Annotated in this window: 20 protein-coding genes and 3 pseudogenes; 11 read left to right on the top strand and 12 right to left on the bottom strand. The window is 60.0% G+C overall.

Annotation, left to right across the window (positions count from 1 at the left end; translation table 11 throughout):
* Positions 1–101: 101 nt before the first annotated feature.
* The 4 genes from C5C07_RS15620 to rhcC all read right to left on the bottom strand — a co-directional run bounded on the left by C5C07_RS15620 (position 102) and on the right by rhcC (position 4513).
* The gene (locus C5C07_RS15620) at positions 102–1130 is read right to left on the bottom strand and encodes a TIGR03560 family F420-dependent LLM class oxidoreductase (RefSeq protein ID WP_115805498.1); all 1029 of its coding nucleotides are present in this window, start codon (positions 1128–1130) and stop codon (positions 102–104) included.
* 2 nt (positions 1131–1132) lie between these two features.
* The gene (rhcD, locus tag C5C07_RS15615) at positions 1133–2338 is read right to left on the bottom strand and encodes an L-rhamnonate dehydratase (RefSeq protein ID WP_115805497.1); all 1206 of its coding nucleotides are present in this window, start codon (positions 2336–2338) and stop codon (positions 1133–1135) included.
* An 87-nt stretch (positions 2339–2425) separates the two neighbouring features.
* Positions 2426–3460: a 2-keto-3-deoxy-L-rhamnonate dehydrogenase gene (gene rhcE / locus C5C07_RS15610; protein WP_115805496.1), complete on the bottom strand. Its 1035-nt coding sequence runs from the start codon at positions 3458–3460 to the stop codon at positions 2426–2428.
* A 183-nt stretch (positions 3461–3643) separates the two neighbouring features.
* Positions 3644–4513, bottom strand: a complete 870-nt coding sequence (gene rhcC / locus C5C07_RS15605; protein ID WP_115805495.1) for an L-rhamnono-1,4-lactonase — start codon at positions 4511–4513, stop codon at positions 3644–3646.
* Between the two features lie 79 nt (positions 4514–4592).
* Here rhcC and C5C07_RS15600 point away from each other — a divergent pair, with 79 nt between their 5' ends.
* A complete protein-coding gene (locus tag C5C07_RS15600) occupies positions 4593–4895 on the top strand; it encodes an L-rhamnose mutarotase (RefSeq protein ID WP_115805494.1) in 303 nt (100 codons plus the stop codon).
* A 541-nt stretch (positions 4896–5436) separates the two neighbouring features.
* On the opposite strand, the gene C5C07_RS15595 is transcribed toward C5C07_RS15600, so the two are convergent.
* A complete protein-coding gene (locus tag C5C07_RS15595; protein WP_115805493.1) occupies positions 5437–6534 on the bottom strand; it encodes a Gfo/Idh/MocA family protein in 1098 nt (365 codons plus the stop codon).
* Positions 6535–6635: 101 nt separating this feature from the next.
* Positions 6636–7328 (bottom strand): annotated as a pseudogene (locus C5C07_RS15590) (glycoside hydrolase family 88 protein).
* A 245-nt stretch (positions 7329–7573) separates the two neighbouring features.
* On the opposite strand from C5C07_RS15590, the gene C5C07_RS15585 reads away from it, so the two are divergent.
* The gene (locus C5C07_RS15585; protein ID WP_008096945.1) at positions 7574–8347 is read left to right on the top strand and encodes an IclR family transcriptional regulator; all 774 of its coding nucleotides are present in this window, start codon (positions 7574–7576) and stop codon (positions 8345–8347) included.
* Positions 8348–8366: 19 nt separating this feature from the next.
* Here the strand turns inward: C5C07_RS15585 and C5C07_RS15580 are convergent, their stop codons facing one another.
* From C5C07_RS15580 to C5C07_RS15565, 4 genes are all read right to left on the bottom strand, one after another.
* Positions 8367–9818 (bottom strand): aldehyde dehydrogenase family protein, encoded by a 1452-nt coding sequence (locus C5C07_RS15580; RefSeq protein ID WP_115805492.1) that lies wholly within the window; start codon positions 9816–9818, stop codon positions 8367–8369.
* Positions 9819–9954: 136 nt separating this feature from the next.
* Positions 9955–10863, bottom strand: a complete 909-nt coding sequence (locus C5C07_RS15575; RefSeq protein ID WP_004972049.1) for an AEC family transporter — start codon at positions 10861–10863, stop codon at positions 9955–9957.
* A 98-nt stretch (positions 10864–10961) separates the two neighbouring features.
* Positions 10962–11996 carry an SGNH/GDSL hydrolase family protein gene (locus tag C5C07_RS15570; RefSeq protein WP_115805491.1) on the bottom strand — a complete coding sequence of 345 codons (1035 nt, stop codon included), beginning with the start codon at positions 11994–11996 and terminating at the stop codon, positions 10962–10964.
* Between the two features lie 634 nt (positions 11997–12630).
* Positions 12631–13569 carry a dihydrodipicolinate synthase family protein gene (locus C5C07_RS15565; protein ID WP_115805490.1) on the bottom strand — a complete coding sequence of 313 codons (939 nt, stop codon included), beginning with the start codon at positions 13567–13569 and terminating at the stop codon, positions 12631–12633.
* 210 nt (positions 13570–13779) lie between these two features.
* Between C5C07_RS15565 and C5C07_RS15560 the strand changes: the two genes are divergently transcribed.
* From C5C07_RS15560 to C5C07_RS15545, 5 genes and pseudogenes are all read left to right on the top strand, one after another.
* Positions 13780–14619: an NAD(P)-dependent oxidoreductase gene (locus C5C07_RS15560; RefSeq protein WP_004972056.1), complete on the top strand. Its 840-nt coding sequence runs from the start codon at positions 13780–13782 to the stop codon at positions 14617–14619.
* A 202-nt stretch (positions 14620–14821) separates the two neighbouring features.
* Positions 14822–15109, top strand: coding sequence for a hypothetical protein (locus C5C07_RS21775; RefSeq protein WP_199522761.1), 288 nt, complete (start codon positions 14822–14824; stop codon positions 15107–15109).
* 84 nt (positions 15110–15193) lie between these two features.
* Positions 15194–15610, top strand: a complete 417-nt coding sequence (locus C5C07_RS15555; protein WP_115805489.1) for a heme-binding protein — start codon at positions 15194–15196, stop codon at positions 15608–15610.
* 207 nt (positions 15611–15817) lie between these two features.
* A pseudogene (locus C5C07_RS15550) lies at positions 15818–16322 on the top strand (IS5/IS1182 family transposase); the annotation flags it as partial.
* Positions 16323–16420: 98 nt separating this feature from the next.
* Positions 16421–17572, top strand: coding sequence for an ABC transporter ATP-binding protein (locus tag C5C07_RS15545; RefSeq protein WP_115805488.1), 1152 nt, complete (start codon positions 16421–16423; stop codon positions 17570–17572).
* Between the two features lie 58 nt (positions 17573–17630).
* On the opposite strand, the pseudogene C5C07_RS15540 reads toward C5C07_RS15545, so the two are convergent.
* Positions 17631–18223: pseudogene (locus C5C07_RS15540) on the bottom strand (IS6 family transposase).
* Between the two features lie 106 nt (positions 18224–18329).
* Here C5C07_RS15540 and C5C07_RS15535 point away from each other — a divergent pair.
* Both C5C07_RS15535 and C5C07_RS15530 read left to right on the top strand, forming a co-directional pair.
* Complete coding sequence (locus tag C5C07_RS15535) at positions 18330–19715, top strand: extracellular solute-binding protein (protein ID WP_115805487.1); 1386 nt, start codon at positions 18330–18332, stop codon at positions 19713–19715.
* A 274-nt stretch (positions 19716–19989) separates the two neighbouring features.
* Positions 19990–21324 (top strand): sugar ABC transporter substrate-binding protein, encoded by a 1335-nt coding sequence (locus tag C5C07_RS15530; RefSeq protein ID WP_115805486.1) that lies wholly within the window; start codon positions 19990–19992, stop codon positions 21322–21324.
* Positions 21325–21561: 237 nt separating this feature from the next.
* On the opposite strand, the gene C5C07_RS15525 is transcribed toward C5C07_RS15530, so the two are convergent.
* The gene (locus C5C07_RS15525) at positions 21562–23358 is read right to left on the bottom strand and encodes a DUF2264 domain-containing protein (RefSeq protein ID WP_115805485.1); all 1797 of its coding nucleotides are present in this window, start codon (positions 23356–23358) and stop codon (positions 21562–21564) included.
* Between the two features lie 548 nt (positions 23359–23906).
* Between C5C07_RS15525 and C5C07_RS15520 the strand changes: the two genes are divergently transcribed.
* Together C5C07_RS15520 and C5C07_RS15515 are read left to right on the top strand one after the other, a co-directional pair.
* Positions 23907–24890 (top strand): carbohydrate ABC transporter permease, encoded by a 984-nt coding sequence (locus C5C07_RS15520; RefSeq protein ID WP_115805484.1) that lies wholly within the window; start codon positions 23907–23909, stop codon positions 24888–24890.
* Position 24891: 1 nt separating this feature from the next.
* Positions 24892–25761 (top strand): carbohydrate ABC transporter permease, encoded by an 870-nt coding sequence (locus C5C07_RS15515; RefSeq protein WP_115805483.1) that lies wholly within the window; start codon positions 24892–24894, stop codon positions 25759–25761.
* Positions 25762–26205 lie beyond the last annotated feature (444 nt).

Raw genomic sequence — 26205 nt, 5'->3', positions numbered from 1 at the left:
TACTCTAAATAATTCAAATTTTGTAGATATTCAGACAAACGTATGACGGGATGCTGGGAACAGAAACGAGCGCGACGCGCTCGACCCGCAGGGTAGGCACCTCAGCTAAACTGCGGGATGACTTCGTCCGCGAACAGTTCCATGCCGTCAGTGTCGGGGAAGTCGATGAACCAGCCTTGGAACTTCGTCACGCCCGCGTCGATACGGCGTTCGATGGCCTCCGCGCACTCCTCGGGCGTTCCCATGATGAAGTACTCCCGAGCGTCTTCCTCGGTCACGATGGGCGCTTGGTCCTGATACTCCGCTTCGAACTGGATGGGCGTCATCAGGTCGAGCAGGCGGTCGAACTTCTCCTCGTCGCGGGTGCAGATGACGTGGCCGTCCCACGAGTACTCGATTTCGTCGGGGTCGCGGCCGACAGTCTCGCAGTGGTCTTCGATGACGCCGATTTTGTGTTCGAGCGTCTCCACGTCGCCGTTGAACACGTCGGTGTTCCACACGTCGGCGTGCTTGGCGACGAGTTTGAGCGTGACCTCCTCACCCTGCCCGCCGACGAGGATGGGCGGGTGGGGGTCCTGTACGGGCCCGGGGGCACAGTAGGCGTCCTCGATCTGGTAGTGCTTCCCGTCGAAGCTCGCGCCGTCGGTCCCGGCGGCCCACATGCGCTTCATGAGGCGGATGGACTCGTCGAGCCGCATCAGGCGCTCGAAGCCGTCGCGGTACTCCCAACCGTAGGCGTCGTACTCCGGCTCGTGCCAGCCCGCGCCGAGGCCAAGTTCCAGCCGCCCGTCGGAGATCACGTCGAGCGTGGCCGCCATCTTGGCGACGAGCGCCGGGTTGCGGTAGTCGTTACAGAGGACGAGTGAGCCGAGATTGATGTCCTCGGTGAAGCCGGCGATGGCCGACAGCAGTGTCCAGCACTCGTACTCGGCGTGGTCGCGGCCCAACAGCAGGTGGTCGGGGGCCCACACCGCGTCGAAGCCGAGTTCCTCCGCCTTCTGGACGCCCATCTTGGTCGCCTCCCAGTCGAGCGCCTCGTACTGCGGCGTGTCGCGGTGCGTCGGCTCGGACCCCTCGTCGGGTGCGCCGGCGAAGACGGGGACGTTGTACTCGAAGCTGATGTCCGACATCGTTACTCGATGGCGAAGTGTTCGAGCGCCTCGCGGTTCAATTGGGTGCTGACGCCGGGTTCGTCAGGGAGCGGAATCGAGCCGTTTTCGGGCGACGGCGGGTTCTGGAAGATGGCGTCGGCGTAGGTCGACTCGCGTTTCTCCTGGCGCTCCTCGAACCACTCGGGGGTCGGGAAGTACTCCGCCATCGGCATGTTCGTGTGGCCGGCGATGGCGTGGAGCGTCGGGTTCGTGCCGGCGTGCGGGATGACTGGCACGTCGTGGACTTCGGCCATGTCGGCGACCTTCTGGAGTTCCGTGATGCCGCCGACGCGACCCACGTCGGGCTGGAGGATGTCGACCGCGCCCTCCTCGAGGAGGTCCTCGTGGCCCCAGCGGGTGAACTCGTGCTCGCCGCCGGAAATCGGCATCGGCGCGGCCTCGCGGACCTCGGCGTAGCCGGAGATGTCGTCGGCGATGACCGGCTCCTCGACCCACGCCATATCGTACTTACCGAGGCGCTGGGTCATCTCCTTAGCGTACTTGACCGACCAGCCCATGTAGGCGTCGCCCGCGATTTCGATTTCGTCGCCGACGGCGTCGCGGACCGTCGCGACGATTTCCTCGTTCTTCTTCATGCCCGCGCGGCCGTCCTCGGGGCCGTGGAGGAAGCGGAGCTTCATCGCGTCGAAGCCCTCCTCGACGTACTGGATGGCCTCGCGCTCGAGTTTCTCCATGTCGACGGGGTGGAGGTTCGACGCGTAGGCGGGAATCTCGCCTTTGGTGGGGCCGCCGAGCAGTTCGTACACCGGCTTGCCGGCGTCCTTCCCGGCGATGTCCCACAGCGCCTGGTCGACCGCGCTGATGGCCATGACGGCGACGCCCTTCCGGCCGAACGGGAGCGTGGCGCGGTACATCTGTTCCCAGAGCAGTTCGCGCTGCATCGGGTCCTCGCCGACGACGATTTTCGAGAGCGTCTCCTCGACGACGGTGGCGATGGCACCGGTTCCCCAGTTGCCGACGCCGACGCCGGTGATGCCCGCGTCCGTCTCGACCTCGACGACCACGTCGCCCACGGGGCCCATCCACTTGCGGCGGGCCTGCGGGTTCTCGCCGTCGACGTTGCGGTACTCGTCGTACTTCGACATGATGGTGACGAGCGGGAATTCGATGAACTCGCCCCACGACTCGTTGCTGATTTTCGTCGCTGAGATGTCTGTAATCTCCATGACTTGTTTGGTACAACCTCACATCCAATCGGCACGGATAAAATAGTTTCTGTTGTGGGGTGGTTCACGACCCCCCGGTGGGTCGGTTCAGCCGTCGAACTGGAAGACCGGCTTGCAGGTCTCGGAGTCGAGGAACGCCTCGAACGCCTCGGCCGGCTCGTCGACGCTGTAGGAGGTGTCGATAATCTTGTCGACCGCGATTTCACCGCGCTCCATCAGGCGAAGCGCCTGCTCGAAGTTGGTCCACGTCGAGCCGTAGGAGGTGTTGATGTCGACTTCACCGCGGACGGTCGACGTGAGGCTGAGTTCGCTCGGGGAGTTCGGGATGCCGACGACGACGATTTGGCCGCCCTTGCGGACCACGTCGTTCCCGGAGACGACGCCGCTGTGGTGGCCCGTCGCGTCGAAGACCACGTCGAAGCCGATGCCGTCGGTCTGGCTCTCGACCCGCTCGTCGAGGCCGCCTTCCTCCTGGAGGTTCACCGTGTCGATGCCGAGGTCTTCGAGCAGCGGGAGGCGATACGCCGCGTCCTGTCCGAGCCCGGAGACGACGACGTTCGCGCCGAGGGAGTCGGCGACGGCGGCGACGAGCATGCCGATGGGGCCCGGCCCCTCGACGAGGACGTTGTCGCCGGGCGTCGTCACCGACTGGTCGAGGACCGCGCGCGTGGCGATGCTCGTCGGCTCGGTGATGGCGGCGTGCCGGAGGGGAACGCCCTCGGGCACCGCGTGGACGTGCTCGGGCGTGACGGTGACGTACTCCGTGTACGCGCCGTCGCGGTGCATGCCCGTAATAGAGAAGTTCTGGCAGACGTTGGGCTGGCCGTTCTGACACTGGAAACAGTGGCCGCAGTCGTGAATGGGCTCCTCGACGACCTTGTCGCCGACCTCGAACGTCTCGACGTTCTCGCCGACTTCCGTGACCGTCCCGGAGTACTCGTGGCCCATGATACGCGGGATGGGAATCCACTCGTAGCCGCCGTCGTACTTGTAGGCGTGGGCGTCACTGCCGCAGAGGCCCGCCGTGTGGACCTTAATGAGCAGTTCGTCTGCACTGGGGGTGGGGACCTCTCGCTCCTGTGTCTCTACCGAGCGCGGCCCGGTCTGAATAATGGCTTTCATAGTTGCGAATAACCGTGTGGGTTCGTCTCGTTTACACCATGTGAACACACCGATTAATATGTTTGGGTGCGGGCGGAGAATTTCGGTGATAGCGCGGCTGAAGCCGCGGCTACACGGGGCGAGCTGTCGGCTATATCGGGCGACACGCCCCCTGTCCGCCAGCACGAACCATAAGACGGCGGCTCACCCGAGATCGACGTGCCGCTGGAACGACTTCCCGGTCAGCCACGACCGGTCAGCCTCCGACAGCGAGTCGACCTGCTTGAGCCAGTTACACGCCTCGGCGTAGCTGGCAACGTCGCTGACGTTGGGGTAGTCCGAGCCCCAGACGACCCGCTCGCGCCCGAAGGTGTCGAGGAGCCATCGGACGTGGTCATGCATGTCGGCGTAGGGGAACGCCGAGTCCGACATGTGGACGATTTCCGAGACCTTCACCGCGACCGAGTCGTGTTCCGCGAGGTCGGCGAATCGGCTGAACGTGCCCTCGTCGGTGGGCGTCTCGGGACCGGCGTGAGCGAAGTGGTCGAACAGGTAGGTGAGTTCGGGATACGCCTCGACGAGGTCGAGCGCCTGGTCGAGTTGGCCGTGGTCGCAGAGAATCTGGACGGTGGCGTCGTGTTCGACCGCGGCCTCCCAGAAGGCGGTCTCCTCGATGCTCTCTCGGAGCCACGTCACGCTCGGATCGAACGTCTCCCACATCCGGTCGTACGGGCAGGCAGCCCCGAGTCGGAAGCCGAGGACGCCGTCGGTCTCCATGCAGCGGTCGAGGCGCTCGACGGCGTCGTCGGCGAAGGGGTCGAGCATCACGATGCCGTGGAGTCGGTCGTACTCGGCGGCGACCCGTCGGGTGTACCAGTTGTCCGTCCAGTCGTAGATAGGGTAGCCCACGACGACCGCCTCGTCCACGCCGTTTCGGTCCATGTCGGCGAGCAGGCGCTCGGCGGTGTAGACGGTGTGCACGTCGAAGCTGTCCACGAGGTCCAATATGGGGCCGTTGGTCCACGGGTGCTCCGGGCTCGCGGCACCCCACGCGTGGGTGTGGGTATCTATCATTACCGTCGACGACGGGCGACCCCTTACTAAATCTTCCCCACTAAAGAGCTAAGACGGGTGCCCTCGAATCGGGGGCCGTATGGCGCGAATCGCGTTCCACCTGGAGATTAAAGACGGCAAGCGAGAAGAGTACCGAACGAAACACGAGAACGTCTCCGAGGCGCTCGAATCGGCCTACTTGGACTCCGACGCCGGCCTGCAGACGTACAGCGTCTTCGAGAAAGACGGCCACGTCTTCGGCTTCATGGAAGTTGACGACCCCGAGGCCATCCAAGAGGTGATGGACAACAGCGAGGCGCAGGCGGACTGGTCGGAGGTCATGAGCGGCATCATCGTCGAGACCGACGACAGTTGGATGGACGAAGTCTACCGGATGGTCTGACCCCGAAAAAAGAGAATTGTCCGGGCATGGCGGACGAGACGCCGTTCCAACAGAATTTATCAGTACTGTTTGTGTCGAATTAATCCCCCGTGAACTCTGTATTTCAACCGTTTCAACACGTATATCGGGGCGGTTCTCTGATTTTCTACAACTCCGGCCTTACCGGATACTTGTCCGGTGATATCGGAAATTTGTTCGGGATGAGAACGACCACGCAGCACCGGCCAGCGACTCGGGAGAACGTGAGTTGATCGCGCACGCTTGCCGTCAAGACGGGTCGTGCTCCGAAAATCATTACGCCCATAGAACTGTAATCTAGAGTTGATTTCAGTTCGTCGTTCTCAGGAACTACCCTGTAACCGAACTCGAACCGGTGATACTACGACTGCCATGGACGAGCATCACGAAACGACGCTACTCCGCACCGACAGCACTTCTACCACGAATATTCGGCATATTATCGGTGAGAGCCACCGGAGGGCATCCGTCCGGCAATGCCGGACATGTCTCCGACGTGAGCAGCTAACCGACCGGCTGTGGCTCACCACGACGTGATAGGCACCTCGCGGAGCGGCCCCGGAAGCGGAACGTCGACCGTCGCGTCGGTGTAGTGCGAGAGGTAGAACCCGACGATGATTTCGAGCGAGCGGGTCGCCGCGACGCCGGGCGAGTAATTCTCTTCCGCGCCGTCGAGGAGGTCCTGCACGTGGGCGGCCGCGTTGGCGAAGGAGCCCTTGTAGTCGGACTCCCACGTCCACGCGCCCTCGATGCCGGGGAGCGGTCGCTCGACGTGTTTGCCGTCTTCGAGCGACCAATAGCGCCACTCACCGTCGTCGTTGTTCATGTAGAGTTTGCCCTCCGTGCCGATGAAGCTCAGCGTCATCGAGGAGACGTCGCGCGGAATCGTGCAGTCCACGGTGACGAACGTGCCGTCGTCCATGACGACGTGCCCGCCGCCGCCGGCGTCGACGACTGACTCCGTGGCGTCCAGCGCGTCGAGCGCCTCGTTCTCGCCGGTGATGTGACCGCTCACCCGCGAGGCCCGCGCGGCGAGGAGGTAGACGAGCGTGTCGAGGACGTGCGTGGAGTTCCGCATGAGTTCCATGCGGTACTGCGCGCTCACGGACTTCACGTCGCCGAGGATGCCCTCCTCGCGGACGAGGTCGCGGAGCCGGCGAAGCTTGTCCGTAAAGCGGAACGAGTGGTTGATGATGAGTTCGGTGTCAGTCTCGTCGCAGACGGCGACCATCTCCTCGGCGTCGCTGACGGCCGACGCGATGGGTTTCTCGCACCAGATGACAGACGGATCGGCTGCGGAGCGCGCGGCGTCGACGACGTGGTCGCGGTGGAGGAACGACGGGGTGCAGACCGACACGACGTCGAGGTCCTCGGCTTCGAGCATCGCCTCGTGGCCGACGTACCGGCGGTCGGCGGGGATGTCCCATGCCTCGCCGAAGGTGTCCAGTTTCGACTCGTCCACGTCGGCGACGGCGACGAGTTCGATGTCGTCGGCCGCGTCGTAGCCGCCCGCGTGGCTCGCGTCGATTTTCTCTCTGCCGATGGCTTCCTCGTCGTGCATGCCGAGGATGCCCATTCCTGCGATGCCGCCGGTTCCGATGATGCCTGCGTGGTAAGTCATAGTGTCTCCTGTCGCTCGCGTTCGTTTGTTAATGTGCGCCGGGGCGCATAACTGTGGTGCCGGGGCCGAAAGAGTCGAAAAGGACGCTGGGGTCGAAGGCCTCAGTCGAGCGCGGCCGCGGCCATCAGGAACCAGCCCTGTCCGTCAGCGGGGCCTCGGGCCCGCCCGGCGGGCCGGCGACGCGGGAGACGGCCGCAAGTCCGTCTTCGGCGGGTTGGCGGTAGGTCTCCTCGTCGAGGATGCCGAGGTCGATGCCGCGGGCGAAGGCGTAGGCGAACATGAGCGTCCCCGACGACTCGAGCGGCGTGTGTGGGTCGTCGACGAGGTTGTGCCAGAAGCCGCTGCCGTCCTGCAGCGGGAGGAAAGCCTCGCAGTGCGACCGGAACAGGTCGAGGAGGACGTCGCGCTTCGGGTGGTCCTCGGGAAGCCGTTCGAGCACGTCCGCCGAGGCGGCGGAGGCCCAGCCGTTGCCGCGCGCCCAGAACGCGCCCTGCGGGTAGTGGTTCGGCTGTTCGACCCAGATGTGTCGGAACAGCCCCGTGTGGCCGTCGCGGAGGTGTGCGGCGTGAATCAAAATCTGCTCGACTGCCTCGTCGAAGGCGTCGTCGTCGCCCGCGGCCGCGCCGTAGCGGGCGAAGAAGGTGAAAACCTCTATCGGGTAGCTCTACTGCCCGGCATCGTTCTGGGTTGCCACCGGGTGTCGACGATGGTACTTCGCGTGCTCGACTGACTCATTTCCCCTCGACGAACAGGCCGTTGATGACGACGCCGGTTATCCACGCCTGACCGTCGATGTCTAGCGACCGGAGATACGACGCGGCGCGCTGGACTGGTGTAAGCTCGTCTGCGGTCGTGAGTACAGTACCCACACGAAGACGTGCAGGGATGAAAAATGGAGCCCATGGCGACGCGCCGCCGCGGGAGGGCGGTCGGAGCGCGACGGTTAGCCGGTTCGGACCCCTCGACCGCTCGTTCGCCACGACAGGTACGTTCCCCAGGCGGGAACAAATATATACGGCTCGGGTTCGACTGTCACACCATGAGCCCCCAACCGAACAAACGCCCCGGCCGAACAATCCGCTCGGTCCAGATAGCGTTCAATATCATCGACCTCCTCCAGGAGGAGGCTGGCATCGGGGTGACGCGAATCGCCGACGAACTCGGCCACTCGAAGAGCACGGTCCACAGCCACCTCCGAACGCTCGAAGAGCGGCGCGTCATCGTCCGAGAGGGCGACGGTTACCGCCTCGGTCTGCGCTTCCTCGACGTCGCCTCACACGTCCGCGACCAGATAGGCAACTTCGACATCGTCCAAAAGGAGGTCGACTCGCTGGCCGAGGAGACGGGTGAAATCGTCCAGTTCGGCGTCGAGGAGTACGGGATGGTCTCGTACCTCCACAAGGCGCAGGGCGAACACGCCGTCGAGACGCTGTCGCGGGTGGGAACCCAACAGCCGATGTACTCCACGTCGCTCGGCAAGACGATTCTCGCGTACCTCCCACCCGAGCGCATCGAGGAAATCGCGGCGGCGATGGAGTACGAACCCAAGACGGCGAACACCATCACCGGGCCCGAGGAGCTGTTCGAGGAACTCGAAACCATCCGCGAGCAGGGGTACGGTATCGACGACGAGGAGAATATCAACGGCCTGCGCTGCGTCTCCGCGCCGGTCAAGAACGACGAGACAATCCTCGGCGCGATTAGCATCACCGGCCCGTCGAGCCGGTTCACCGAGGACCGCCTGCACGGCGAACTCGCGGACTACGTCCGAAGCGCCGCGAACGTCATCGAACTGAACACGAAGTTCTCCTGAGCGCGCGGGGGCCCGCGGCTCAGTAGTTCTCGTAGATGGTCTTCACCGACGAGAAGAAGTCGAGGCCGGCGTCGCCCTGCTCGCGGTACGTGTTAGTGGACGAGTCCTTGTAGCCGCCGAAGGGGACGTGGAGTTCGAGACCGGTCGTCTTCTCGTTGATTTTCGCGACGCCCGCTTCGACCTCGTTGACGAAGCGCTTGCCCTCGCTGAGGTCCTGTGTGACGATGCTGGCCGACAGCCCGTAGTCAACGTCGTTGGCGAGGTCGAGCGCGTCCTCGAAGGAGTCGGCCTTGACGACCGCGAGGACGGGACCGAAAATCTCCTCTTGAGCGATACGAGCGTCGTTTTCGACGCCGGAGAACACGGTCGGCTCGACGAAGTAGCCGTCGTCGTAGTCGTCGCCGGAGAGTCGGCTGCCACCGGCTTCGAGCGTCGCGCCCTCCGAGGAGCCGATGTCGATGTATTCGAGCGTCGAGGACAGTTCGTTCTCGGAGACGTGCGGGCCCATGTCGGGGTCGTCGAGTCCGTCGCCGACGACGAGCGACTCGGCGTAGTCGGAGACGGCCGCGACGAACTCGTCGTACACGTCCTCGTGGACGATGGCGCGCGAGGTGGCCGTACACGACTGGCCGGTCGTGCCGAACGCGCCGACGCCGACGGTCTCGGCGGCCGCCTCGATGTCCGCGCTGGGCATCACGACGGTCGGGTTCTTGCCGCCCATCTCACACTGGACGCGCTTGAGGTCGACCGCGGCCGTCTCGGCGACCATCGTCCCCACGGCGGTGCTGCCGGTAAACGAGACGCCGTCGATGCGCTCGCTCTCGATGAGCGGACCGCCGACCTCGCTGCCGGAGCCGGTGATGGTGTTCGCCACGCCGGCCGGGAGTCCCGCGTCGTCGAGACATTCGAGGACGATGGAGACGACGCCCGGAGCTTCGGACGCCGGCTTGAGGACGACGGTGTTACCGGCCGCGAGCGCCGGGGCGAGCTTCCAGACCGGGATGGCGATGGGGTAGTTCCACGGCGTGATGAGCGCGACCGTCCCGAGGGGTTCGTGCTTCGTGTAGAGGTCCTTGCCGGGGGCGCTCGCGGACTTGACGGTGCCGCCGAAGTCCCGCGCCTTCGCGCCGTAGTAGTGGAAGATGTCGATGGCGCGCTGTACCTCGCCGCCCGCCTCGGAGCGCGTCTTGCCCTCCTCGCGGACGAGCACCTCGGTCGCCTCTTCCTTGCGCGCTTCGAGGTTGTTGCCGGCCTCGCGGAGAATCGCGCCGCGGGACGGGCCGGGCGTCGACGCCCACTCGTCCTGTGCGGCGACGGCCGCGTCGAGCGCCGCCTCGACGTCCGTTTCGGAGGACGCCGGGTGGACGCTGACGACTTCGCCGGCCGCCGCGGGGTTCGTGACTTCGAACGTCTCTCCCGACTGGGTGTCTGTCCATTCGCCGTCGATGAAGTTACCGTAGGTTCTCGACATTCGACCTAGCCATGCACACCCATCACTAAGTAAGCTTCTCATGCCGGCGGCGGTGGCCGCCACGCGTTCGTGACCGTCACAAGGCGCGAGAGAATCGAATTCAGGCGTTCGGAAGAGCTACCGACGAGCCGCCACCTCAGAGAAGGAACTGGAGGACGACGAAGAGCGTCACGACCGAGACGGCGGTGGTGGCGAACACGTTTATCGACGCGAGGTCGGCGTCGCCGCCGAGTTCGTTCGCGTAGATGAACGACGAGACGGCGGTCGGCGTCGCGAGCATCGTCACGCCGGCTTGGACCGTCGTCCAACTCGACGCGAGCGTCGAGAACACCGCGAAGGCGACGAGCGGCATCAAGATGACCTTGCTACCGACGACGGCCCCGACGGTGCGGAGGTCGAGCGACTCGGCGGAGACGGTGAGCGACGCGCCGATGGAGAGCAGCGCCACGGGGAGCGCGAGCGAGGCGAGCGCGTCGAGGCCCGTCACGAGAACCCCGGGGACCCCGAGACCGAGCCCGGAAAAGGAGAGCCCCAACACGAGCGCCGGGATGACCGGCGTCTTGAGCACGCCGATAAACTCCTCTTTGAACGACACGTCCGCGCCGTTGACGAGGACGAGAACGGTGATGGTGAGCGGGACGTGGGTGAGCGCGCCGACGCCGAGGATGACGCTCGCCTTCGCCGTCGTCAGCGAGCCGAACGTCGAAGCGACGAGCGGGAGGCCGAGGAAGCCGAGGTTAGAGTAGTACGACTGGACGATGGCGACGCTCCGAACCGAGTCCGGCGACACCCGGCGGTGGACGACCCAGCCGACGGCGAGCATGGTGAAGAGGACGAGCCAGAAGCCCAGAAGGAGCGTCGGCTCGATGACCTCGCGAATCGGTTGGTCGTACGTCGAGGTGAACACGAGCGCGGGGAGCGCGAAGGCGAACGCGAAGAACGTGAGCTTGTCGCGGCGGCTACTGTCGAGGAGGCCGAGACGCTTCGCTAGCGCCCCGAGGCAGAGCACCCCGAGCATGTAGCCCAGATTTGCGGCGACGGTCATACCCTCCCATCGAACAGGGGGGTCCTTCCGTGTTACGCTCGCGGAGATTTCGTTCGGAAAATTCGACTACGAGAGCGTCTGAGTCGCGCATATCCCGGTCAATCGTCCATGAGAGATTCGAGCTCGCGCGCGAGGCGCTCACCGATGCGAACCATCGCGTCGTCGCCGGGGTGAACGAGGTCGGTCGTCATCCCGCTGGCGGTCGGCAGGAGGTCGGGGCCCTCCACGAGGTGGACGTTGTCGTAGCCGCACTCGGCGACCACGTCGCGAAGGTGCTGGCGGAACGTCTCGGAGAGCGTCGCTTCCTCGTGGTTCCGTTTGTATTCGCGCACGTGCGGGAACAGCGTGATGCAGGCGACGGGTTTCGTCGGGTTCGCCGCGGCGACAGTCTCGACCATATCCGCGGCCCGGTCGCGGAACTCGTCGGGCGAGAACCGACCGACCATGTTCACCGAAAGCGAGAGCGTCGCCACGTCCCAGTCGTCGCGGGCGGCGATGTGCTCGGCCATCGCGGGGTCGCAGTAGGCGGTCCCGCAGGAGCCGAGGTTTATCGGGTCCGCGCCGAGTCGCCGCGCCGTCTGGTTGACGTACGTGAGCATCTCCGCAGAGGGGGCCTCGCCCTCGGTAATCGACGTGCCGTACGCGAGGTATCGGAGGCTCGGCACCTCGTCGGCGGTCGGCGGCCGCCGCGTGCCCTCGACGTCGTGGTAGTAGATGTGGCCGCCGCGGTGGTCGCCGGGGAAGACGAGTCGACACACGTCGGGCGCGTAGCGCATCTCGCCGGTCGCTTCGGGGTCGAGGTCGGAAAGCGACTCCGGGGGAGAGAGTTCGGCCGTCTTCGGTTCCGGCCCGAGCGTGAACTCCTCGCCCATTGCCTGAAAGTCCCCCCAGAACGGTCGAACGAGGCTGTCGTGTTCCTCGGTGGAGAGCGTGATTCGGACCGTTTTCTCGGGGACGAACCGAATCTCGGTCCCCGCCGGATAGGACATCCTCGTCTGCGCGCCGGCGTTCAGGGCGCTCCTGACGGCCTCTGGAACGCGGAGCAGTCGAAGTCCCTCATGCGGCCTGACTCGCTGGAGCGCCCTGACGTTGTGGAATTGAACGTCGTCGTGCTGGATATCGTCGTGCTGCATGCCGTGTGAATCACACACACGCTGCACCTACTTATCGCTACCTCCGGCCGCCGATGCGCGGCGAAATTCGGCGCGAGAGGAGCCCCGATTCGCCAGTCTAGTTCCCGAGGCGGGAAAATTACAGACATATGTTTGTAATATATTGGCTACTGTGACTCCGAATTCGCGCGTTGGGCGTCGACGACGGCCGGCTTTCCGGAAGCGATAAATCGTCTAATCTCCCAAATTCTGGCGTTACAGTCCTCCAACATAGCCGTTCGCAAGGGGAGAACAGGAAAACCATTGCAGATGAATAATCGGCACAATTCGCCGGCAGTCCGTTCCCCACTCGCGAACGCAACGCGAGAATACGACGACACCGTGATGGGCGACTCGGCCGAGTTACCCGGTTCGCTGTCGGAAGCAAGCAAGCGAGCGAGCGCCGTCATCTATGGCGGCCGGGATGATGACACGACACCGAACGGGACGGGAGCGAGAAGAACAGCGGTCTGGAAGCGACTCAGCGGTGAGACGGCAAAAGGTGGTGATGGGGCCCCGACCGGCATAGTCGGGGAGCGTCAGGCAGTAGGGGTGGTGGTCAGTCGGTGTCGATGCGGTCCGATTCGGCGGTGCGCGCTGGGTCGAGGTCGCCGAGTCAGTCGATGACGCGGCCGATGCCGTCGTCGAGTTCCTCGTACAGTTCCTCGGCGCGACGCTCGTCTTCGGCCGACAGGGGCCGAATCGGTTCGCGGACCGACCCGCCGTGCAGGCCGGCCAGTTCGAGGCCCTTCTTCACCGCAGAGACGCTGATTGCGCCGGGGAGATCGTTGTCCTCGCCCGTCTCGCCGCGGAAGTCCTGGAACGGAAGCGTCAGGTCGCGAATCTCGCGGGCGTGCTCCCAGTTCTCCTCGGTGAGTGCCTCGAACAGCGCGAGGCCGATTTCCGGCCGGAAGTTACTGACGCCAGCCGAGAAGCCCTCGATACCCTCGTTCCAGAACGAGACAGCGTACGGTTCTGCGAGGCCGTCCACCCAGACCACGTCGTCGTCCGCGGCGGCGACAGCGGAACCGAGTTTGACCGGGTCCTCGATGGCGTACTTGACGCCGACGACGCCCTCGATGCGCGAGAGGTCGCGGAGGAAGGAGACCGAGGGGTCGAAGCCGCGGACGTAGGGAACGAGCGGCGTGTTGGTCGCGGCGTCGAGCTTCTCGTAGTAGCGGAGCAGTCCGCGCTCGTGGACGTAGGTGTGGTCCGGCGGCATGACCATCATCGCGTCCACGCCGATGCGGTCGTAGGCTTCCATCAGGTCGGTCGCGGCCTTCGTCGACCCGCCGACGCCGGCGAGGACGCAGGCGCTGTCGGGGAGCGCTTCGACGCTCGTCTCCGTCACGTCGACGCGCTCCTGTTGGGACAGCGAGTGGTATTCGCTGATGTTCGCGGCCGCGAGGAACGACGAGATACCGTCGCCGGAAAGCGACTTCGCGTTCGCTTCGAGTTTGTCGTGTTGAATCTCCAGGTCGTCGTCGAACGGCGTGAGCAAGCCGACGGCGACGCCACGGAGACGACTACGTACACGGTCGTCTGCGAGTGGCATGGTACAGTCAATCTGAGTCAACCGTGATAAAGGCATCGTCAACCCCTGAATCCGGTGTTCGCGCGCGAGAGCGCCCGCGAGTCAACAGTCAGGCGTTGTGAACTATCGAAACGGTCGGGGATCGATTCCCGGTGGGCGAGAGACGCCGGCTCGAAGTCGGATTTCGCGGTCACCCATCAATTTATTACGATTTGGTCAGAGTGGATTCGTATGGACGTCTTGATGACCGGCGTCTATGGCCGGTGCGGCACCGCAGTCATAGACCACCTGCACGACGACGACGACTACGACTTCACGTACTTCAACCGCTCCGACCGTCCCGACGACCACCCCTACGGTGGCTACGACACCGTCGTCGGCGACGTGTCCGACTACGACGCCCTCAACGATGCCGCGGAGGGACAGGACGCCATGATCCACATGGCGGCGTACCCCTACACCGACGGCACGTGGGAAGACATCTTCGAGCCCAACATCATCGGGATGTACAACGCGCTCGAAGTCGCCCGCGAGAACGAAATCGAGTCGTTCGTCTTCCTCTCGACCAACCACGTCATGGGCGGCTACGAGGACGAGTTCTCCCCCGAGATTTACGAGCCGGGTCACGGCCTCGTCGTCGGCCACGACGACCCCGTCCGTCCCGACTCGTTCTACGGCGCGTCGAAGGCCTACGGCGAGGACATGGGCCGATACTACGTCGAGAACTACGAATACCCCAAGCAGTTCTACGCCCTCCGGGTGTGCAGCGTCCGGATGCCGGAGTACGACCACCCCTACGGCGACGCCGAGCAGGCCGTCGAGAACGGCGAGTTCGAGCGCGGGAGCGCCGAGTACGAAGAGACCGTCGGGCGCATGAAGGCGATGTGGCAATCCCGCCGCGACTTCGCCCACGAAATCGACTGCTGTCTGCAGGACGACAACGTCGAGTTCGGCATCTTCAGCGGCGTGAGCGACAACCAGCGCCGGTGGTACGACCTCGAACACGCCCGCTCGCAGATCGGGTACCACCCGCAGGACGACGGCGAGGAGTGGGATAGCCCGCCGGAGTAGTCCCAAAGGTCACGTTCCCGTCTGACCCGTCTGTCCCGCTTTCATTCTTTAAAAAATACACTATTGCTGACGTGAGTGGATCTGAGTCTGCGGTCCACTTTGTATATGTTTGTTAGGAGTGAGTTCGTGGGTATGAAAGACATACCACAGCGAGCGATTCGAACCGAGTCTCGCTCACTCGATGAACCGTGCTCTACTCCTTGTGGGCACCAGCGTCACGATACTGTCCGGCACCGCGGCCACCCAATCCGATGACAAACGTGAGGGCGACCGAGGGAACGGGGACGTTCTTCTCGCTGCCGACACGGCTGACGAGCGCCTGTTCGTCAACATCGGTCTCATCAATGCCTCCGACGCCGGCGACGTGGAGTCGTTCGAGCAGTCGGGCACGCCCTCCCGCGATAATCCGTACGTTCAAGCCGACGCGACCACGACAGGGGAACGCAAAAACACACAGTCGAGCCTGCAGCGTTTGATTCGATTCGAATAGTCGTATCACCGTCTGTGTCCGCCAAGACGGCTGTTCTCCCCGTGGGCGGTGGTTTTTTCCCCCAAGCGGTCGATAGTTGAGTCGATGGTACAAGAACTGACGATAGCCGAAAGCAAAAAGATTCTCGACGCGGCGGAGGAGAAAGCCGAGGAACTCGGCGTCCCACTGAACCTCGCCGTGACGAACAGCGAGGGGAACCTCCTCGGGTTCCGCCGGATGGACGGCGCGAAGCTCGTCGCGAGCAACATCGCACAGAACAAGGCCTACACCGCGGCCGCGGTGAAGAAGCCGACCCACGAACTGAAGGAAGGATCCGAGCCCGGTGGCGACGTGTACGGCCTCCACACCACCGACAACGGTCGCGTCGTCGTCTTCGGCGGCGGGTTCCCGGTCGAACACGACGGCGTCGTCGTCGGCGCGGTTGGCGCGAGCGGCGGCGCGGTGTCCGAAGACATGGAAGCGTCACAGGCGGGGCTCGAAGCGTTCGAACCGCTCCGCTGAGACGCACGCGTCGGAGCAGAGTTCGGGCCCGGTTCCGGCGACACCCAATCCAGCGTATCTGTCCTCACGGCCCCTTTTCGGTCAGAGCGGCTCTGGTAAATCGCTATACAGGCGGTTGATTTCACGGTTTCGCGGCACGCCGACCATCGATCTGCTGAAAGAGCATAAATAACCGGGAAATCGGCCTCAACGCAGCCGATCACTCTATCCACATTATGTGAATCACTCGACCGGATTAGTATGAGTGTCTGCCGAGTGCTGTTGCGTCAGACTGCGGACTCCCCGAAACACGGTGCAATCGAGACTACATCCTACGAACGCTCGGCGGCAAGCCGCCACTATCGCCAACGGACAAGTTACCCCGTGCAGAAGCTCAAGGTCACGAGACTCGTCGATACAGACTCCCAAGCTATCCTTGACGTTCACTACTCAACGACCCGTGAGGGAAGTGATGCAGACCTCGCCGAGCAGATCGCCAGCCGGAACGCAGGCGACCACGATCTTTCGCTGCCGACAAGCACTCGCTCCGCGAATCCCTTCGTGACCTCAGGATTCACCCGCTCATCAAACATCGAATCTTCGAACCCTACGATCACGCGCACAACGCCAGAACCGACACACAGTGCTACGATCAGCGCTCAATGATTGTGAATTCCGAAAAATCGCTCTGATGTATGTCGTCTATACCATCAAGCGGGCTGTGAAACAGTAAATTCCACCGCAGTATGGCGATTCAATACAGCCGGGGCTGCAGACCGTGACCCCTCAAAGCAGGTGGTTTTATATTATCTGAATCAAAGTTCACTACACATGGCAAAGATTGAAATCGAGAATCTCACAAAAATCTTTGATGGAAGCGGAGGGGAAGTAGTCGCGGTCGAAGACCTCGACCTGACGATTCCGGACGGGGATTTCCTCGTGCTCGTCGGTCCGTCCGGCTGTGGAAAGTCGACCACACTCAGATGCATTGCGGGACTGGAAACCGTGACGGACGGGACCATCACGATCGGAGATCAGGACATTACCGATGCGAAACCCAAAAACCGCGATATCGCGATGGTGTTCCAGAATTATGCTCTGTATCCACATATGACGGCCCGAGAGAACATGTCATTTGGACTCAAGATGACGACAGATCTCCCTGCTGACGAGATCAGCCGTCGGGTTCAGGATGCTTCCGAGATGCTCGGAATTGAAGATCTCCTGGAGAAGAAACCTGGATCCCTATCAGGCGGCCAACAACAGCGTGTCGCACTCGGACGAGCGATCGTCCGAGAACCGGAAGCGTTCCTCATGGACGAACCGCTGTCGAATCTGGACGCGAAATTGCGAACCCAGATGCGAACGGAGCTACAGGATCTGCAGCAGAAACTTGGTACCAGTACGATCTACGTCACCCACGACCAGACCGAAGCAATGACGATGGGAGACAAGATTGCGATACTGAACCAGGGGAAACTACAGCAACTGGGCACGCCGCTTGAGTGCTATTACCAGCCCCAGAATCAATTTGTAGCGGGCTTTATCGGATCGCCAAGTATGAACTTCTTCGACGTCACCTACTCGGACTCGGATGAGCAACCGACGCTGAACCACGAAGGGTTCCAGTATTCAATCTCCGATGAGCTCGCGGAGAAACTCGGTGCCGTAAAACAGTCTCTCGTCCTTGGGATTCGGCCTGAGAGCATTGAGGTGACGGACAGTACAGATCAGAATTCGTTCCAAGTCGAAGTATCGGTGGTCGAACCGCTCGGAGAACGCACGCTTGTCTACTTCGACATCGACGATGAGACCTACATAGCGAGCCTTACAACCGATATCCTCGTTAATCCGGGCGACACCCTCAACATTGTATTCCCTGAAGAGAATATCCATGTCTTCGAGAGTGATACTGGCAATTCAATCCACAGTTCTGAACCGCCATCTGAAGGTACTCCGTTAGTCGGTAGCCCGTCAAAATGACTCGCTCGCTGCTGGCGGGGAGTGTTTAGTTTGGAGCATTGTGCCAGCGAGCGAAACTCTACAACCAATTTTCAACTGTGGCTGGTTCGACATGGCTGAAACAGTTCGAAAACGGCGAGGTTCAGCGCTTTAGTTCTCGAAAGATTCGTGCGACGACGCTCGGATTTCCGTGGCGACACATCTGAAATCGGAGCCAAAATCGTTGCAGTGAGGTGTTTGACACCATCGACGAGGAAGACAGCAGTTTCGACGTCGTGTTTTTGTTGCAGTTCGCAAGAGGAAATCTCGTAAGAACGGTGGTTGTCGTCGCAAACAACGGACGTGAAGCAGGTTCTTCGTCTGCGGATCGATAGTGGCGTACAACCAAAGTTGCTCGTCGTTGACCTGAACCCCCCCGTTCCGTTGAGCACGATCTGATTCGATGATTTCCGGATTCAGGCTGTGAATCGGCTTTCTGCACCCATTGTGGATCGCTTTCCTTGAGCGTTAGACACCCAGCGAGTTGAGTAAGTCGACGGTATTAGACAGCGACAAGCCCATACCATACGATTGAATATCCACCGCCACCGCCCACTCGGGTGTCCGTTTTCACTCCACAAACTCCAAATCAATCAACTCTCTACTCCCTCTGAGGCGGCTGATCTCTGGCATGAACACCAAGAAATCCGTCCGACTCTCTGTTCATGCTCAACCAAACACACCCCCTCCTCATGAAGAAAAGATTTATATGTTCTCTCTGTGTGCTAGTCGATGACGTATGTCTGACCAAGACACTAGTAACGACCGGAAGCGCAGCAACTTCACACGGCGACAAATGATTGCAGGAGTAAGCGGGCTTGGATTAGCAGGCCTGGCGGGCTGTATGGGTGACGGGAACGACAATGGTTCTGCCGGAGAAAACGACAATGGTTCTGCCGGAGAAAACGACAATGGAAACGGTGGGAACAATACCCCAACGCAAGCCACTATCAGTTGGTCCTGGTGGAACCAGGTCGCTAACTACCCCTTCATCGAGGATCTCAATGCCGATTTCGAAGAGGACCACCCGAACATCACCGTAGAGTACAATGGGATTCCGGGTAGCCTCGACCAATACGACCAGAAGATAACGGCCCAAGTCGCCGCCGGTGAGGAACCAGACGTCATGAAACTCGGCGCGGAGTCCACCTATGCTACACTCGCCAGAGAAGGCCGGTTGAAGAACCTGAAGCCCCTTATCGACCAAGACGACGAGATAAGTACGGACGACTACATCGGTGACTTCTCTGAGACTATCTTCCAACCAGACGAGGACACAATTTACGCACTACCTAGCGGTGCAGGTACTATCATCATGTACTACAACACCCAGATGTATTCTGATGCTGGCTGGGATGAACCTCCATCAACGTGGGACGAACTACGGAACGCCCTCGCAGACCTGAAAAAGAACGGTGTAGACGTTCCCTACTTCCTCTCGTTCAGCGGGTCGGCCTCGCGGATGTTTTGGAACTTTGCCAACCAGAAAGGCCCCGGAATCATGAACGATGACTACACGGAATGTGTAGTCGCCAACGACGCCAACGTAGAGGCTCTCGAGTACACCATCAATCTCCACGACGAGGGACTCCTCAAATACAGCACCGAGGTTGAGTTACAGAACTACTCCAGGACGTTTGGCGCTGGCAACACCGCCACAACAATGGGTGGTCCTTGGGTCTATGCTGACGCAAAGCGCAATAATAACGGAGATGTCGCGGGGTCAACGACAATTCCGTCAAGAACGAAGGGTGGTCCGAGTGGCGGTGTCTACACTGCCAAGGCATTCGGTATGTCACAGAACCCTTCCGATGAAAAAGCCGCGTGGGAACTCCAGAAGTTCCTTGGACACGGAAAGGGGGTCGATTACTTTGTTAGGGACGGCGGCACCGGTCTGTCGTTCCTTGCTGACGACGAGGACCACCCTGCCTACGACGAGGTACCCGTATTGAGAGACCACGCAAAGCAGCTGAAGCACGCAAAACTGCAGTACTATGGCGCAGAATCGACGGCCATAATAAATACGATTGTCCCACAGCTACAGGCTGCTCAACTGGGTAATAAAGACCCAAGACAAGCCCTCGAAGATGCACAGGAAGAAATTAACAACGAAGTCCTCGGCTAAAATCACTCACATTCCTCACGAAGCACGGCGTACAACGAACACCCACTGGGCCTCCCCTTTCCGCTGCATCCGCGTTCAGCACCGATAGCGAACCGGCCGATCTGTAAGCAACCCAATCGTACCCATCCTACGAGGGTGACACTGGCACTTCGATTCACACGCTGAACCACCGTCTAAGGGCGATTCATTAGTGGGTAGTCCGTCGAAGTGACCTGCTTTCTGTTGGTTGAAGAAATAGTTTTATATACCTCTCTAGTATGATAAATGGTGACGTATGTCTGACCAAGGCACAGGTAACGACCGGAAGCGCAGCGATTTCACACGACGACAAACGATTGCAGGAATAAGCGGGCTTGGATTAGCAGGCCTGGCGGGCTGTATGGGTGACGGGAACGGCGAGAACGGCAATGGTAACGGTGGGGACGATAGTTCAACCACTGCCAGTTGGTCCTGGTGGAACCAGGTTGCTAACTACCCCTTCATCGAGGATCTTAACGCCGAGTTCGAGGCGGATAATCCGAACATCTCAGTAAAGTACAATGGGATCCCTGGCAGCGTCGAACAATACAATCAAAAGGTAAAATCCCAAGTCGCCGCAGGCGAAGCGTCCGACGTTATGATGCTCACCACGAGCACCTACGCCCAGCTCGCCAGAGAAGGGGGACTGAAGAACCTGAAGCCGCTCGTCGACCAAGACGACGAGATGGAATTGGCCGACTACATCGGTGACTTCTCCGATACCGTCTTCCAACTCGACGAGGACACAGTTTACGGTCTGCCGACCGGTGTTGGCACTATGGTCATGTACTACAACACCCAGATGTATTCTGACGCTGGCTGGGATGAACCTCCATCGACGTGGGACGAACTGCGGAACGCCCTCTCAGACCTGAAAAAGAACGGTGTAGACGTTCCCTACTTTCTCCCATTCGATAAGTCGGGCTCACGCATGTTCTGGAACTTCGCTAACCAGAAGGGCCCTGGAATCATGAACGACGACTACACCGAGTGTGTGGTCGCCAACGATGCCAACGTGGAGACTCTCGAATACACGATCAACCTCCACGACGAGGGACTCCTCAAATACAGCACCGAGGTCGAGTTGCAGAACTACTCCAGGACGTTCGGCGCTGGCAACACCGCCACAACAATGGGTGGTCCCTGGGTCTATGCCGATGCGAAGCGCAACGACAACGAGGACGTCGCTGGAGCGACGCTCATTCCGTCGAGAACGAAGGGTGGTCCATCTGGCGGGGGGTACACCGCTAAGGTGTTCAGCATGTCAACCAAGCCGTCCGATGAGCAAGCCGCATGGGAACTCGAAAAGTTCCTCGCATACGGCAAGGGCGTCGATTACTTCATTAACGCCGGCACCGGTCTCTCGTACCTCTCTGAAGACGAGGACCATCCTGCTTACGACGAGATACCCGTCCTGAAAGACCACGCAGAGCAGTTGAAGCATGCAAAATTGATGTACTACGGCCCAGAAACCACGGCTGTAATGAATACAATTGTCCCACAGTTGCAGGCTTCCCAACTGGGTAATAAGAGCCCAAGGCAAGCCCTCGAAGATGCACAGGAGGAAGTTAACAACGAAGTCCTCGGCTAGCTATCACCCACGTTCCTTCCGAAGCACGGCGTACAACGAACAGTCATTGGGCCTCCCCTTTCGGCCATATCGTGTTCAGTTCCGATAGCAAACCGGCCGCTCTATGACCAACCCAATCGCACCTCACACCACGAGAGCGAGAACATCCGTATCAGTTTGACAAAAGATATTTGGAGACTATACTACGCAGAAACTGTCCCCTACCGGAGCGGATACACTAATGGCTGAGTAGACCGGTCAGCGGTCAATCTCAACCAGCTTTTCCCCATCGGCAGCGGTGATGGTGATACCATCTCCGCGTCGGTATTGAGGTAGTTCCGACCAGCGTTCGTCCGTTGCGTTCGTTGATCCGAACACGGCAGTAGCGATCCAGTGTTTGCCAGGGTCATGCTGGCCAGACAGGAGGGGTACAATCGTCCTAGGGTGACGGAGATCCGTATTCGGATCGGGTTCGACGCTATCACCGGTACGGTTCGCTGCAACGTCAACGAGGCCGCTGATACCCATCGAATTACACACGACTGCTTTCCCATCGTCCTCTGTTTGGGAGAGCTGGTCGTCGTCGATATTGATCCCGTATCCGCCTTCCGAGCTGGATAGAGGGCGGTTCGTGTCGAGTCTGTGGACCCGAACGTGCCACGGAGTCATAGGAACGAGCCAACTCTCGACCTCAACGTCGTCCCAGGGACGCCACCGGGAGTAGGCGATTCCGTCCTCAACTTTTGATTCGACTATATTTTCGCGCGACCGAACGTAATCGTTCCCGTCACTCAGGGCAAGCACATTGTCGGGGCCGGCCGACGCCAGTCCCCGAACGTCGTTGCCGACCCCAAAGCCGAACGCAGTCGAGTAGGCGAATTTACTGTACTTGTGATCGAACCGGGTGTTCTGACCGGCAGCGAGTGCGAACACCTCGCCACGGTCTCGAGAGAGTATCAGCTTCGGAGCCTCCTGCATAGTGCGAGATTCGAGGTCGGTGGGCGGTTTCGGGGTTGCTTGCCAGAAGGGATGTGACGCCGATAGTGCCAGCGGCAAAAACGCTTTGAGTGCCCAGTAGGGCGAACTTGGGGCGTTGTAATCTTCACTCATCTTGAGTGTCGGATACGCGTATCCGATCGAGAGCACGCCGTCGTCCCTGAAAATCGGCCGTTCACGCCACCACTGAAGATTGTGCTGCCAATACCAGCGTATCTCAGACCAAGGCAGGGCTTCAACGTCCGCCAAGGCCAGAGCACCCCAGAATGATGACTGCGCGAAGCGGTAGGTGAGGCTCCGACCATACGGGAGTGCTGATCCGTCGTCTGCGAACCACTGACGAAAGTCCCGTGCAAATTTCGCCGCTCGGTCCCGAAATCGCGCATTACGTTCGGTGTCTTCGGTCAATGCCGCATAGATCAGGCCGTAGGTATGCATTGCCCAGGCTGCGTAGTAATCCACGCGTCCAGACGTCCCGTCAACGTACCAGCCGTCGTCGCGGGCCCACTGTTCCAATCGTTCGAGGTCGCGCTCAGCCTGCGCCCAATCGTGGTCGGCCCCGACAGATCGTAGGCCCATATTTGAGAGGACGCGGAACCAGTGCCAGTTGCAATCGTAGAGTTCGGCGTCGTTCGTGCCGTTCAACCACTCTGCTAGCCGGCTCTGTTCCGCATCCGAGAGTGGGTCCCAAAACACATCTGGCTGGAGTGCAAGTGCGAAGCCGAGCGGGGCAATCTCGACGTGGTGATGAGAGAAATCGCTAATGTCGCCCCAGTATTCTTCATGATCCGGATTCGTACCATTCGAGATCCCCTGACGATATCGCTGGAGGTGGTCAAAATCGCCACCGCCAGCGACGAGCGGAACAATTCCCCACAAGGGACGGGTGAGTCCTTCTTGGGCGGCACAGACTTCGGGGAACGCCGCACCGGTATTGCCGGGACGGACGAGTGCTCCGCCCGAACTCGCGTGTTTCTCGAGCGGAGTTACTAATTCACGGACTGCTGTTTGTGCATCGATACGTGTTTCTAGTGGATTGGACGCGAATGGGTTCGTCATTGATGGACTTCAGCGGATCTCTCACTCGGCTCAGTTCGGGACGGCACGGTGGCACCTGTGTTCCACCGGCCCATCATCAGTCTACACCAAATTGTGAGTAATGGCATTGGAATCTATTGGTGGACGGAGTACATAATAGACTAGCGTTACGTCAGACAAATAGCGGCATTTGTGGACTCCAAGCGTAGGTGACTAGGCACGGCCCTTCATACTGAACATGCTCTGGTAAACCATTAGACAACGCCGATCTCCCGTCAGAACTATGCTGTGAAAATGGTCGTGGTTAGTTAAGCATGAACAAGAGACGGGAGGGTTTCTTGCCGGTTCATGGCAGAATTCACCCGCCTCGCCGGTTGTATCGTCTGGATCCACTGGATTTTGAATGGAGTAAAAGCGGACACCCGCGAGGGAGGTGGATATTCAATCGCATGGTGTGGGTTTGCCGCGGTCTAATACCGAGTAGTTCGCGTGGCCACGTTAGTGGAAAGCCGTTTAATCGCGATGACTAATCAGATACTTTTATTACCTATGATGTGTTGCCTATTATCATGGCTACGAGTACTGAAGAGACTCCCAAGTTGTGGTCCTTTGAAAAAATAAAGGAAATTGTAGGAATCAAACGATCACAGGACAATTTGATCGGGATGCTCTTTCTGATCCCGAACCTTGTGGTCTTCGGCTCATTCATGCTCATTCCGGTGCTATTCGCGTTTTACATATCTTTCACCGAATGGAGTATCTTGGGTACTCCAAGCTGGGTCGGTCTCGATAATTACGTTTCTATATTCACACCGTTACCTTGGGAAAATAACTGGGCGGCGTTCCGGACCCCAGACGCAAATCTCTGGTGGTGGGCCGTCAAGAACACGTTAGTCTACTCAATAGGGACTGTTCCACTTTCAGTATTCGGGGGTCTCGGCGCCGCACTATTGTTCGACAAGGGAATTCGAGCAAAGAAGGCCTTTCGTGCCATTTATTTCATGCCCGTCATGCTCAGTGGTGCTGCGAGTGCGATCATCTGGCGATGGGTCTTCTCGGGGTCGGGGATATTGAACTATTTCCTCGAACCAGTCGGCCTGGCGTACAACTGGGTGGGTTCAACCGACACCGCGCTTTTCGGAGTCATGACGATCGCTGTCTGGGCCGGGATCGGGTTCAACATGATTTTCTACCTCGCAGGGCTCCAGAATGTTCCCGATGAACTCTATGAAGCGGCACGGCTAGACGGGGCAAACGCCTGGCAACGGTTCCGATGGGTCACCTGGCCGAACCTGAACAATATTACGTTCTTCGTACTCGTCCTCGCCATCATTAAATCGTTCCAGGTGTTCGCCTACGCGTACGTCTTCTCCGAAAATGGCGGACCGTACTACGCGACAACCACCATCGTCGTGCTCATTTACAAGCGAGCCTTCGAGGAAGGCCAGATGGGCGTTGCTAGTGCGATGTCAGTGTGTCTATTCTTTATGATCTTCGCCTTCACCTACTATCAGTACCGGATGCGCGATGATGGCGGGGAGGTAGAGTACTAACATGGCCCGATCGAATACGAACTATCCCGGCTACGACACCAGCGGCGCATCCTACCTGATCAAACGATCACTAATTTACGCCCTCGTCCTCGCAGGGGCGTTGTGGATGTTGCTACCAATCTGGTGGGTAATCACGACATCATTTTCCGAAGCGCCAGTCGCTAGTGATATCGTCTTCCTCCCACGTAATTTCACTCTCGATAACTTCCTCAATCTGTGGGAGTTGCGCGACAGAATCCCCGTAATTAATTGGTTTATTAATTCCGTTGTCGTCGGGCTCGCAGTTACTGGGTTCAACCTGATCTTCGACAGCTTGGCCGGCTACTCGCTCGCCAAGATCAAGTTCATCGGCCGCGATAAGATTTTCCTCCTCTTCATCGCCACGATGATGATTCCCGGGATGATCACACTAATTCCGATGTATCTCCTCATCGCCGAGTTCGGACTCCTCAATACGCACGTAGGGCTGATGCTCCCGTTTATCGCCAAACCGTTCGGTATCTTCGTGTTCCGTCAGTATTTCAAGGGCTTACCCTCCTCACTCGGAGAAGCGGCGCTCATTGACGGGTGTAACAAATTGCAGGTGTTCTACAAGATCTATCTTCCGATGGCCAAACCGGCTGTCGCGTCGGTCGGTATAATTGTCTTCATGGGCTTCTGGAATAACTTCACTTGGCCGTTCATCCTCATGTCGGATTCCAAGATGTACACCTTGCCCGCCGCCCTTTATACTGCCCAAACGAACTACTTTACTGACTGGGGTATGCTCATGGCAATTACGCTGATCTTGGTACTGCCACTTCTCCTCCTCTTTATCGCACTACAGAAGTACTTCATCAGGGGGATGACAATGTCGGGTGTAAAAGGTTAGCACAACTGACACTCCACAGGGAGTATATTGAACGGTTTGGCACTACATCTTAGCTATACACAGCTCAATTTCAGCTATTTTGTTTGAGTGTTATTATCCCACCTCAAGTGGGTTTTAGCCATACCTGGCTGACGCTCTCAGTAATTTTCGGTGGTTCCGGGAGATGGTGGCGGCGTCGAGAAGTTATTCATCATTCAGATGGTTGAGGATCGAATTGGGTGAATTTTCGGTGCCGACTAGCGAAACGACAGAGTCAATTGTTTTATTTCGCAACACCAGATACTGCACTACGGTGGATATAAGTAGTCGGCAGCCGATGTCGGGTTGTACGATTGCAATAGATCTATGACCTACCCATCATCCACACCAGAAGATGTCCTTGAGCGGTACGAGAGTCACCCAGACGTCGACAGTAAACATCTCGAGACAGCAAAACAATTCTGT

The organism is Haloferax sp. Atlit-4N (assembly GCF_003383025.1).
Lineage (GTDB): Archaea > Halobacteriota > Halobacteria > Halobacteriales > Haloferacaceae > Haloferax > Haloferax gibbonsii.
Note: the sequence above shows the minus strand (reverse complement) of the source record. Positions and strands in the feature narration are given on the sequence as shown.

Coding starts and splice junctions, on each gene's coding strand:
- C5C07_RS15530 (WP_115805486.1), top strand. CDS start 19,990: ATGTCTGACCAAGGCACAGGTAACGACCGGAAGCGCAGCGATTTCACA.
- C5C07_RS15565 (WP_115805490.1), bottom strand. CDS start 13,569: ATGCCACTCGCAGACGACCGTGTACGTAGTCGTCTCCGTGGCGTCGCC.
- C5C07_RS15580 (WP_115805492.1), bottom strand. CDS start 9,818: ATGTCGAGAACCTACGGTAACTTCATCGACGGCGAATGGACAGACACC.
- C5C07_RS15525 (WP_115805485.1), bottom strand. CDS start 23,358: ATGACGAACCCATTCGCGTCCAATCCACTAGAAACACGTATCGATGCA.
- rhcC (WP_115805495.1), bottom strand. CDS start 4,513: ATGATAGATACCCACACCCACGCGTGGGGTGCCGCGAGCCCGGAGCAC.
- C5C07_RS15600 (WP_115805494.1), top strand. CDS start 4,593: ATGGCGCGAATCGCGTTCCACCTGGAGATTAAAGACGGCAAGCGAGAA.
- C5C07_RS15575 (WP_004972049.1), bottom strand. CDS start 10,863: ATGACCGTCGCCGCAAATCTGGGCTACATGCTCGGGGTGCTCTGCCTC.
- C5C07_RS15545 (WP_115805488.1), top strand. CDS start 16,421: ATGGCAAAGATTGAAATCGAGAATCTCACAAAAATCTTTGATGGAAGC.
- C5C07_RS15570 (WP_115805491.1), bottom strand. CDS start 11,996: ATGCAGCACGACGATATCCAGCACGACGACGTTCAATTCCACAACGTC.
- C5C07_RS15515 (WP_115805483.1), top strand. CDS start 24,892: ATGGCCCGATCGAATACGAACTATCCCGGCTACGACACCAGCGGCGCA.
- C5C07_RS15620 (WP_115805498.1), bottom strand. CDS start 1,130: ATGTCGGACATCAGCTTCGAGTACAACGTCCCCGTCTTCGCCGGCGCA.
- C5C07_RS15595 (WP_115805493.1), bottom strand. CDS start 6,534: ATGACTTACCACGCAGGCATCATCGGAACCGGCGGCATCGCAGGAATG.
- C5C07_RS15555 (WP_115805489.1), top strand. CDS start 15,194: ATGGTACAAGAACTGACGATAGCCGAAAGCAAAAAGATTCTCGACGCG.
- rhcD (WP_115805497.1), bottom strand. CDS start 2,338: ATGGAGATTACAGACATCTCAGCGACGAAAATCAGCAACGAGTCGTGG.
- rhcE (WP_115805496.1), bottom strand. CDS start 3,460: ATGAAAGCCATTATTCAGACCGGGCCGCGCTCGGTAGAGACACAGGAG.
- C5C07_RS15520 (WP_115805484.1), top strand. CDS start 23,907: ATGGCTACGAGTACTGAAGAGACTCCCAAGTTGTGGTCCTTTGAAAAA.
- C5C07_RS15560 (WP_004972056.1), top strand. CDS start 13,780: ATGGACGTCTTGATGACCGGCGTCTATGGCCGGTGCGGCACCGCAGTC.
- C5C07_RS15585 (WP_008096945.1), top strand. CDS start 7,574: ATGAGCCCCCAACCGAACAAACGCCCCGGCCGAACAATCCGCTCGGTC.
- C5C07_RS15535 (WP_115805487.1), top strand. CDS start 18,330: ATGTCTGACCAAGACACTAGTAACGACCGGAAGCGCAGCAACTTCACA.